Source organism: Arthrobacter sp. Hiyo1 (genome assembly GCF_001263615.2).
GTDB lineage: Bacteria > Actinomycetota > Actinomycetes > Actinomycetales > Micrococcaceae > Arthrobacter.
Genome location: NZ_DF952473.1, coordinates 356,230 through 364,871, shown reverse-complemented (window position 1 = coordinate 364,871; position 8,642 = coordinate 356,230). Strand labels below are relative to the sequence as shown.

The following is an 8,642-nucleotide window of genomic DNA, read 5'->3' as shown; positions in this document are numbered from 1 at the left end:
CGTCGAGCTCGAGGGCACCCACGGCGATTGCGGCCGCCAGCGGATCGTGGAGGGCGGCGCAGTGTTCACCGAAAATCGTGTTGTAGAAGGCGAAGTACTGGACGAGCATGCCCGACAGTGCGCTGGCCACCGGATGTCCGGCAGTTCCGAGCGCCGCACGATGGGCCTCATCGAAGCGGTGGTTCATGGTGACATCCAGGGGCACCAACGTGACCGGCCAGTCGGCTTCCATCACTGCGGCCGCGGCCTCGGCGTCGTTGAAGATGTTGGCCTCGGCGACGGGGCTGATGTTGCCCGGCACAAACGCGGCTCCGCCCATGATCGTGACATCGCGGACGAGTGCCGGGAGGTTCGGGTCCAGCTGCAGCGCGAGGGCCAGATTGGTGAGCGGGCCTACGGCGATGACGCGCAATTCACCCGGATACTCGTTGGCGAGCCGCACCAGCATCTCCGCGGCAGTCTCTGATTCCACCGTCAGTCCGGCGTCTTCCAAGGTGATCCCGCCGATGCCGTTCTCGCCGTGAACGTGCGGCGCCCCGCCGTCGAACGTCCCCATGAGGGGATCGTGGGCACCCACGGCAACCGGGATCCCGGCCCGGCCCGCAGCATGGAGCAGATTCAAGGTGTTGACGGCCCCGGTCGCGGCGCTGACGTTGCCGCTGACGGTTCCGATCCCGGCCAGCTCCACCTCTGGGCTCGCCAGGAGATAGGCGATGGCCAGGGAATCGTCGATGCCGGTATCGCAATCGAGGTAGAACGGCTGCGGTGTGGTGGTGGTCATGGTGCTCCTTCGGGGTTTTGGTGACGTGGGTTCGGGCTTAAGCATGGGCGGCGACGGCGGCAGGTGCCGCTGCGCGCTCGCAGCGACAGGGCGGAGGATCAGGGAAGCAGCAAAAGCCGCCAGGGCGAAGCCTGCCGAGATCCACAGGGCAGTTTGGTAACCGGCGATGGTTCCAGCGGCGACGGCGGGTGCGACGACGGCGATTCCCACACTGGCTCCGATTCCAAAGCATGCTCCATTCAGGCCGGGCACGGAACCGGGCGCCGATTTGGGTGAATTCAGCACAGCGATCCCGCTGACGGTGCTCTGGAACTGGCCGAGATAAAGGACTCCCATGATGATCAGCAAGGCGAAGACCATCCAGCGGTCCGCGGCAAAGATTGCCACCGCGACTGCCGCGACGACGATCAGCGCTGCTGATCCGCAGGGCCTTGAACCAGCCGATGCGCTGCGCGAACCAGCCGGAGAACACCGCAGCGAGCACACCCACGAACGCTGTAGGCGTCAGGTACAGGAGGGCTGACATCGAGGCGGACAGTCCGTATCCCGCGTGTGCGTCCTGGCTGAGGAGGATCACGGTGAAGTTCAACGCCGAGAAGATACCGCCAAGGGTCAGCACTGTGCTCGCCAAAACCGGCCATACCTGGCGGGATCGCAACTGTTCGATGGCGATCAGGGGACGCGCAACCCTCTTTTCCACGGCCACGAACGCCAGCCCGGCAATCACGGCGCCGGCGAGATATCCAAGGGTCCAGATATCGCCCCATCCGGACGTGGAAGCCTGTCCGATCAGGTTGCTCAAGAGAACCAGGAACGTGCCCAGGGTGCCCGCGCCCCACCAGTCCATGCGTCCTTCCCGTGTCCGGGCGGCCCTTTTCGGGACGACGACGGCGACCAACACGATCGCCAGCACGCCCACACCGAGGACAAGGACAAAGAGGAACTGCCATCCGATCGTGTCGGTGATGAAACCGCCCAGGAAGCCGTCGAGTCCGCCGATGCCGCCGTTGACCGCCGAAATGACGCCGACGGAAATGCCGAAGAGGCGTTTGCTGAAGCGCTCGGACAGAAGCAGGAAGGAAATGGTGAACGTGGCGCTCGTGGCACTTTGCAGGACACGGCCCACGAGAAGAATGGTCAGGTTCGGCGCCCACAGGCATAGGACCGTGCCGCACAACATCATCGAGAGGACGATCAGCAAGGTGCGGCGGCGTCCCAGGAAGTCGCTCCATCGCGAAAACGCCATGCCCAGGACGGCGCCGGTCAGGAAGAACAGCGACTGGACTTTGGCCACGTTTTCGGTGGATTCCTGGAAATGGGCGGCCATGGCCGGGAGGGCCGCCGAGAACAGGCTGGCGTTGAGCTGGTAACTGAGGATCGAAAGGATGAGCGTGGCGATGAGGACGGGCACTCGCGCTGCTTTTCGCCGAAGGGGGAGCCCTGCGGTGCTGGTGGCTTGGGTGGTCATGGACAAACTTCCTTGTTTGAAACAAAACGGCTTCTGGGGGCGGCTCGATGCAGGTGTGGCGCAGAGCACAGGATGGCTTATATGTGCATCATACACGCTTGTTATACAAGCTCGGAATACCCATCGCGTAAACTCTGAACATCGACGAAGGGAGCCATCTTGGACCGCAGTGCTGAAGCCGTTCTTTCGGAGCCGTTGGATGCTACGGCCAACATCCCGCTCCGTGTTGCCGTGTACTCGCGCATCATGAACGCCATCAGGGCGGGGCATTTCCCTGTTTCCTCGCTATTGCCTTCGGAAACGGACCTGGGTTCGGCAATGAAGGTCAGCCGGACAGTAGTCCGTGAGGCGCTCATGCTCCTCGAGGAAGACGGCTATGTGCGGTCCCGCCGGGGCATTGGACGGTTTGTGGCCACGCGCCTGCCGCGGGTCGGCCTGGAGCGGATCAGGCCCATGGAGGAGACTCTCGCTGAGGCCGGATCCGCTATCCAGGTCAGCCGGACGCAGCACGTACTGCACCCGTCGTCGTCGGTGTTTACCGCAGAGCCCCTCGGAATCCGCGAAGAGGAGCCCTCCTGGTTCTTCGAGAGCGTCCTCAGACGGGACGGCTCTCCTATCGCCTTGGTCCAAGAGCACGTCGCAAGCGAGGGGGGTCTCATCGATCGTGACCCTGAAGCGGCACGCGCCATTGTGGACGACGTCGGGCGCGAGGCCACGCTGCTGGCTAACTTGATCTCGGCTATTGGCCCGGCCTTTGGTCCCGGCGAGACCGACATCGCAGCAGGCACCCCGGGCGTCGCGCGCGGCGAGCTGCTTGAGCTGGATGCCCAGGACCCGGTGCTGATCCTGACCCAGACCGTGGAGCACTCCGGCCAGGTCGTCTACCTGGCCAAGACACTGGTCAACACCGGAGTGGTCCAGATCGGAATCATCCAGGGAACCTAACGGGCGGGCACCCAACTGACTCGCAGTAGATGTCGTTTTGAGGGCCTATAACGACACCTGCTGCTAGTCAGTTGGGGACTTGCGGGGCGAGGGTGGCCGTGGGGACTAGTTGGCTGGGCGGACGGCTCGTCCCGCGGCTGCGATTACCAGCTTCTCCGGGAGCAGCTTGACGGCCACCCGGGCAACAAAGGAGTTGAGCCGGCCATCCACGACGCTCGGCTTGTTCCCGCGGATCGCGGACATGGCGGTGTCCACCACCTGCTCCGGGGTCCGCAAGGATCCGGCGGCTGCTGCCTCGCCGGCGATGTCAAAGAAGGGTGTGTCCGTAGCCCCCGGGCAAACGGCAAGGACCTTCACGCCCGTTCCTTGAGTCTCCGCCCACAGCGCTTGGGTGAAGGAGAGCACAAACGCCTTCGTCGCGCCGTAGATGGCCATGTGGGGTATCGGCTGGAATGCGGCCGTACTCGCGATGTTGATGATGGCCCCCGAGCCGCGCTCAGCCATACCAGGCAAGTAGCGTGTGCTGGTACCGACCAAGGTGGAGCAGTTCAACTGGATCTGTTCGGCGTAGCGGTCGGCGTCCGCTTGGACGACTTGTCCGTGTGTTCCGAATCCCGCGTTGTTGACCAGGATGTCCACTGTGAGTCCCAGCGAATCGGTGGCGAGCTGGAGTTCCTTTGCGGAGTCCGGAAGGCTCAAGTCCATGGCAAGGACGGTCACTTCAGTGCCGTGCCGGCGGAGTTCAGCCGCAAGCGCGTCAAGTTTGTCCTGGCTGCGCGCAACCAGGATCAAGCGTGCGCCCTCAGCGGCAAGTCTGCGGGCGAAGACCGAACCAATGCCCGTAGAGGCTCCAGTGATGAGGGCTGTTTTGGCTGAAATGTTCATTTTCTTCTCCTACGTTCCGACTGTTAATAAACTGACTGTGCGGTTTGTTTTTTGCCCACGAGTCGAAGTCTCAGGCTCGTGGCCTGCTGCATTACTGGCTGGAAATGAACTGCTGCTCGAGGAATTGCAACAGCAGGTTCGCGCGTCTCTCGAAGGCATCGAGATCTTTGGGGTCAAGGGCATCGGTGACCGACTTCAACCCGTCGAATGCGGCCACGATAACCGTTGCCGCGTCGCCGGGATCGCCTGAAAACGCCAGGACGCCGCTTGCGCGGCCCCTTTGAAGGATGCCGGCCACGAGATCCACCCATGCGGCCAGGGGAGAGGCGCCACCGGGGTGCTCCTTCGTGGATGCCAGTTGATTCGCCAAATGCACCACGCCCCACGCGGAAGAGTCGCTCAGGACTGTTCTGACCATGAACTCCCCGAGGCTGCGCAACTCCTCCAGCGGGTTGTTCTTGCTCAGAATTTCTTCTTGCACGCGACGCAGCCAACGTGACTTTTGCTCGTCGACGACGGCCTGGGCCAACATTGCTTTCGAAGAGAAGTGGAAGTAGATGGCTCCCTTCGTGAGCCCGACTTCGCGGATGATGTCGTCCATCCGGGTCTGCTCGAACCCCTTGCGCGCAAAAACGTCCGCGGCAACTCGAAGGATCTCATTCCGTGTGGCCGCGCCCTTGGGCGTACTGCCTGTGTCGCCGAACTCCATATTGCCACGTTACAAACCGACCAGTAGGTATGTCAATCTGGGTAGTTCGCCGGCTTCGATCATCCGATGGGCACAGCGTGCCGATAGGATTTGGTCGTTTAATAAGGGGCGCAACAGTAGCGATCGCTGCTCTGGCAGATTTTGGGAGGAGTGGGGGGACCCAATGCGCGATGAAGCGCTCTTCGAGGCTTCCGTCAAGCGGGAGCTCGTTCATAAGCGCTCCGTTTCGGAAGTCTTCTTGACTGACTTTGTCCAAACAAGTTCAAGGCGGTTCATTGCGGGAGCGCAGTGGCCGCGATGGCACGTTTTTTATGGGTCGCCGGACGGTTCGCCTGATTCGGCGCTCATGGCTGAGACATTGAGGCAGGCGGTAATCTTCATGTCCCATTTGTGCGGAGTGCCCTTGACCCACAAGTTCCTCATGCCGTACATGAGCATCTCGGTAGAAGCCGCGCTCCTGGATCCCTTGGTACCTGCGCAAGTTGCGGTCGAACTTGACGTGAAGGATATGAAGCTCAGTGGAGGGCAGTTGTCCGCCCTGACTGTCACTGCTCGGTTCGTTGTTGACGGCACTCCCATCGGGGAAGGGGCCGCGGCGGCCCGCATTGTGAATCCTGCGACGTACCAGCGATTGCGCGGGGCGGTCCCCACTGTATTGCCGGCCGCTGGAGAAGACTTGCTGGCGTGTGCCGACGTCGGGCATGCCACCCAGCGGAACGTGATGCTCGGGCCAAGCTCGCGCCCCTTCGTCTGGCCGCTGCGGGTTGACCCAACCCACCCCATCTTCTTTGACCATCCGCTGGACCACGTCCCGGGAATGCTCTTGGTGGAGGCCGCAAGGCAGGCTGCGCGCGCAGCGTGTTCCCGGCCGGATGTCGATTTTGCCCTGTTTGAGGCGGAATTCATGAAGTTGGTTGAGTTCAGCTATCCCGTGGATGTTGTTGTGACTCGACTCGAATCACATGCCGCCCATGGTGTGATGAGAGTCCGGTTGTTGCACGAAGAAGAGACTCTGATGTCCTTGTTGGCTCAGGTCAAAACGCCGCATTGACTCAGGGCGTCCCTGGGCCTTGCGGGTGGCTGGGCATTAATGCCGGCATCATGAAACCCCACATGTCGTCAATCCTTTTGAGAACGTCGCGCCGTTCTGTCAGCACGTTGGAAACCATCTGGACGCCCGTGAAAGACGCAACCAAATACCGTGCGAAGTCTGCGGCCTCGACCTCGGGCCGCACGTCACCGTCCAATTGGGCTTGGCGCGTCAGCATCTCCATGGTGGTTACCCAGTCCTGGTAGGGACCTTTGACGTCTCCATTGAACGCCGAAGCTTCGAAGGTCAGCCGGATTCCGGCCCGGACGATTGGCTCATCGAGTAGCTGTTGGCCGAATGTCCGGCACATGGCGATCATGGTCTCGAGCGCTGGCAGTCCCGCGGCGGCGATCTTCTCCCCGGCGACACGCACGATGTTGTGCTGTTCGGCGATGACAGCAAGCGCCAGGTCTTCCTTCGATTTGAAATGGAAATAGAGCGCGCCTTTAGTGACCGAGGCGCGCTCAGTGACGTCGCTCAGGCTTGCATTCCCGTAACCGACCTCTTCAAAGATCGACGCTGCACCCTCGATGACTGCCGTTCGGGTGGCTTTGGCACGTTGTTGCATGATCCGCGTGGAGACCTCTCCGGTTTCTGCGTCCGGGATACTTGAGTACATGAAACTGACGGACCCGAAGATCGGTGGGGACATGTCAACATGTGTTGACCATGTGCCCCGGGTGCTGGTCCTCGGTTCGTCCGGTTTCATTGGAAGCCGGGTTGTAGCCTCACTCGCCGGATCCGGAGGGGCGCACGTTGTTGCACTCTCACGAAAACCGGTTGCAAGACTACGAAACAACAACGCTACCATTGCGACCGCTGACATTTCCGTCCCGGGGAGCCTGATTCCCTTCTTGGCCGGTACGGATGTGGTCATCCACGCAGCATCCTATGTGGGCGACGAGCCTCGCCTTGCCCATGCGATCAACGAGGCCGGCACCGGTCACGTCGTTGAGCAGTGCCGGGAAGCCGGGGTAGCCCGGCTGATCTATGTCAGTACGTGCAGTGTTTACGGGAGCGGTCCCCACCGCGGCATTCTTGAATCCGAGGTGGGATATCACCCGGCCTCGGTTGCCAGCGCCACCCGTGCCGTTGCCGAACAGCTGGTTCTCGGCTACGGCGGCGAAGTTGTTCGCCCCAACCTCGTGTTCGGTGCGGGAGACCGCTGGTTTGTTCCGGGCCTGCTCAGGCTGATGAAGGTTGCCGGCGGGTGGCCGGGCGATGGTTCGGCGCTGCTTTCGATCATCGGCGTCGAGGCCCTTGGCAGGCTGCTTTCCGCGCTTGCGTTAGCACCCCGGCAACCCGAGCGCGCTTTCCATGCCGCATATTCGGAACCTGTTCCGGTGTCATCCCTCGTGGAGAGCGTTGCCCGGGTATTCGGTGTGGAGTGCCCCAAGTTCCTGGGAGATGACGAACAGGCAGGCCCGGCCTTGCGCGCGGCAGGATTCAGTAGCCATCAGGTTGACTTGGTGACGAAGGATCACTGGTATTCCTCCGGAGGCCTTTGGCGGATCTCCGGGCTCGAACCGGAAACGTTCAGCAGTGCCCTTGGTGAATTTTCTTCCGCCTACCACGTTTCCCGGGAGCCCAACCGGTCATAAACCGGTTGAACGGTTTGTTTAATGGGCGGCCAGTCTCTAGACTTCAGTCCAGCGGCTCGTTGTGTTTGCGGCAACTAGTTGAAGGGCAGTAATGGGGGGAGGTGCGGCCGAGCAATCGACCGCACCTCATCTGTCCTACCGCACATCCTCGGTCCGGGTGCCGACGGCGTTCGATTTCCTATCTCACATCCTTGTGGTTTAGTATTGACGAGTTGCTCCGGCGGGGATGGAAGTCCCGGTGAGCAAAGTTCGGGGCTGTGGCGCAGCTGGTAGCGCACCTGCATGGCATGCAGGGGGTCAGGGGTTCGAGTCCCCTCAGCTCCACCACAAGAAATGGGAACCACCCGAGCGGGTGGTTCCCTTTTTCGTCTCTCCGTGGAAAGCCGTGGATGCCCCCGTGCTACTCGCGCTTGACTCCATATTCTGCCGCGCTGACAAACTCGATCGCCGAGTAGGTCTCGTCGCCTACCACCCAGGCGTTGTGTCCGGGCGGAATGGTGTACGAATCTCCTTTGGAGATGCTGATCTTCTTGCCGTCGCTGGTCTCGACTTCCAGTGCGCCGGCAATACAGTAACCCACGTGGTTGAGCTGGCAGGAATCCGTTTGGACCACCGGTTTGATGCAGTCCGCCCAGCTCCAGCCCGGTTCGAAGCTGAGGCGGCCGATCGTGTAGTCACCAACAGTGACGTTTTCCACCACGGTTTTCTCCGGGCGGCGAACTTCATCGGGGGAATTGTGCGACTTTACTTCAAGCTGAGTGACGAGGTTGACAGTCATGGTCTGCTCACAAGGGGAGTGGGAGCCTGGTCTTCCAGGTCCGCAACGTGGCTCGCCCTTCGCAGCGGACCCTGATGTCCGGGCTGCTTGCGGCGCGTGCCGTGCCTTCAGCAGCGGTCAGACGGTCGATTACTTGCAATCTCTACCATCCTCCGCCACCCCCGTGTTGTCGAGGGTTCCTGAGGGGGATAGATTGGTGCACCGTGACCTTGACCGAGCTGGATGCACACCTTGAGACGCTCTTCGGCACCCTGCGCCGCTTTCCCGACGTCGAGGCGGAGAACCTGCGGGCGCATGACGCCACCGACCGGCTCCTCCTTGAGACCGCGGCGGGCTACCTCAGTAATCCGGAATCCCGCGTTGCGGTGATCGGCGACCGCTACGG

Annotated in this window: 8 protein-coding genes, 1 tRNA gene and 3 pseudogenes; 5 read left to right on the top strand and 7 right to left on the bottom strand. The window is 61.9% G+C overall.

The annotated features are described in order from the left end of the window. From AHiyo1_RS17140 to AHiyo1_RS28315, 3 genes and pseudogenes are all read right to left on the bottom strand, one after another. Window positions 1–781, bottom strand: a 781-nt coding sequence (locus tag AHiyo1_RS17140) for a nucleoside hydrolase (protein ID WP_059389346.1), incomplete at its 3' end; no start/stop codon positions are given. 90 nt (window positions 782–871) lie between these two features. Then, window positions 872–1,267 (bottom strand): annotated as a pseudogene (locus tag AHiyo1_RS28320) (hypothetical protein); the annotation flags it as partial. A 607-nt stretch (window positions 1,268–1,874) separates the two neighbouring features. Further along, a pseudogene (locus AHiyo1_RS28315) lies at window positions 1,875–2,249 on the bottom strand (MFS transporter); the annotation flags it as partial. A gap of 159 nt (window positions 2,250–2,408) precedes the next feature. Here AHiyo1_RS28315 and AHiyo1_RS17130 point away from each other — a divergent pair. Continuing rightward, the gene (locus tag AHiyo1_RS17130) at window positions 2,409–3,194 is read left to right on the top strand and encodes a GntR family transcriptional regulator (protein ID WP_059389344.1); all 786 of its coding nucleotides are present in this window, start codon (window positions 2,409–2,411) and stop codon (window positions 3,192–3,194) included. Window positions 3,195–3,299: 105 nt separating this feature from the next. Here AHiyo1_RS17130 and AHiyo1_RS17125 read toward each other — a convergent pair whose 3' ends face one another. Both AHiyo1_RS17125 and AHiyo1_RS17120 read right to left on the bottom strand, forming a co-directional pair. Next, window positions 3,300–4,079, bottom strand: a complete 780-nt coding sequence (locus AHiyo1_RS17125; protein ID WP_059389343.1) for an SDR family NAD(P)-dependent oxidoreductase — start codon at window positions 4,077–4,079, stop codon at window positions 3,300–3,302. Between the two features lie 91 nt (window positions 4,080–4,170). Beyond that, window positions 4,171–4,788: a TetR/AcrR family transcriptional regulator gene (locus AHiyo1_RS17120; protein ID WP_059389342.1), complete on the bottom strand. Its 618-nt coding sequence runs from the start codon at window positions 4,786–4,788 to the stop codon at window positions 4,171–4,173. Between AHiyo1_RS17120 and AHiyo1_RS24260 the strand changes: the two genes are divergently transcribed. After that, a complete protein-coding gene (locus AHiyo1_RS24260; RefSeq protein WP_340639341.1) occupies window positions 4,670–5,839 on the top strand; it encodes a ScbA/BarX family gamma-butyrolactone biosynthesis protein in 1,170 nt (389 codons plus the stop codon). The two genes, AHiyo1_RS17120 and AHiyo1_RS24260, sit on opposite strands and share 119 nt — an antisense overlap. Before the next feature lies 1 nt (window position 5,840). Here the strand turns inward: AHiyo1_RS24260 and AHiyo1_RS17110 are convergent, their stop codons facing one another. Then, on the bottom strand, window positions 5,841–6,530 hold the full coding sequence (locus tag AHiyo1_RS17110) for a ScbR family autoregulator-binding transcription factor (RefSeq protein ID WP_253257412.1): 690 nt from the start codon (window positions 6,528–6,530) through the stop codon (window positions 5,841–5,843). Here AHiyo1_RS17110 and AHiyo1_RS17105 point away from each other — a divergent pair. Together AHiyo1_RS17105 and AHiyo1_RS17100 are read left to right on the top strand one after the other, a co-directional pair. After that, window positions 6,529–7,479, top strand: a complete 951-nt coding sequence (locus AHiyo1_RS17105) for an NAD-dependent epimerase/dehydratase family protein (RefSeq protein ID WP_172465621.1) — start codon at window positions 6,529–6,531, stop codon at window positions 7,477–7,479. The two genes, AHiyo1_RS17110 and AHiyo1_RS17105, sit on opposite strands and share 2 nt — an antisense overlap. Window positions 7,480–7,730: 251 nt before the next feature. Continuing rightward, window positions 7,731–7,806: transfer RNA gene (locus AHiyo1_RS17100), tRNA-Ala, on the top strand. 73 nt (window positions 7,807–7,879) lie between these two features. Here the strand turns inward: AHiyo1_RS17100 and AHiyo1_RS17095 are convergent. Beyond that, the gene (locus AHiyo1_RS17095; RefSeq protein WP_059389338.1) at window positions 7,880–8,257 is read right to left on the bottom strand and encodes a cupin domain-containing protein; all 378 of its coding nucleotides are present in this window, start codon (window positions 8,255–8,257) and stop codon (window positions 7,880–7,882) included. Between the two features lie 203 nt (window positions 8,258–8,460). Between AHiyo1_RS17095 and AHiyo1_RS17090 the strand changes: the two are divergent. Further along, a pseudogene (locus tag AHiyo1_RS17090) lies at window positions 8,461–8,642 on the top strand (SAM-dependent methyltransferase); the annotation flags it as partial.

Excerpts from the sequence above, each read along its gene's own strand:
- AHiyo1_RS17095 (WP_059389338.1), bottom strand. The coding sequence starts at position 8,257 with ATGACTGTCAACCTCGTCACTCAGCTTGAAGTAAAGTCGCACAATTCC.
- AHiyo1_RS24260 (WP_340639341.1), top strand. The coding sequence starts at position 4,670 with ATGTCGTCCATCCGGGTCTGCTCGAACCCCTTGCGCGCAAAAACGTCC.
- AHiyo1_RS17125 (WP_059389343.1), bottom strand. The coding sequence starts at position 4,079 with ATGAACATTTCAGCCAAAACAGCCCTCATCACTGGAGCCTCTACGGGC.
- AHiyo1_RS17110 (WP_253257412.1), bottom strand. The coding sequence starts at position 6,530 with ATGTCCCCACCGATCTTCGGGTCCGTCAGTTTCATGTACTCAAGTATC.
- AHiyo1_RS17120 (WP_059389342.1), bottom strand. The coding sequence starts at position 4,788 with ATGGAGTTCGGCGACACAGGCAGTACGCCCAAGGGCGCGGCCACACGG.
- AHiyo1_RS17105 (WP_172465621.1), top strand. The coding sequence starts at position 6,529 with ATGTCAACATGTGTTGACCATGTGCCCCGGGTGCTGGTCCTCGGTTCG.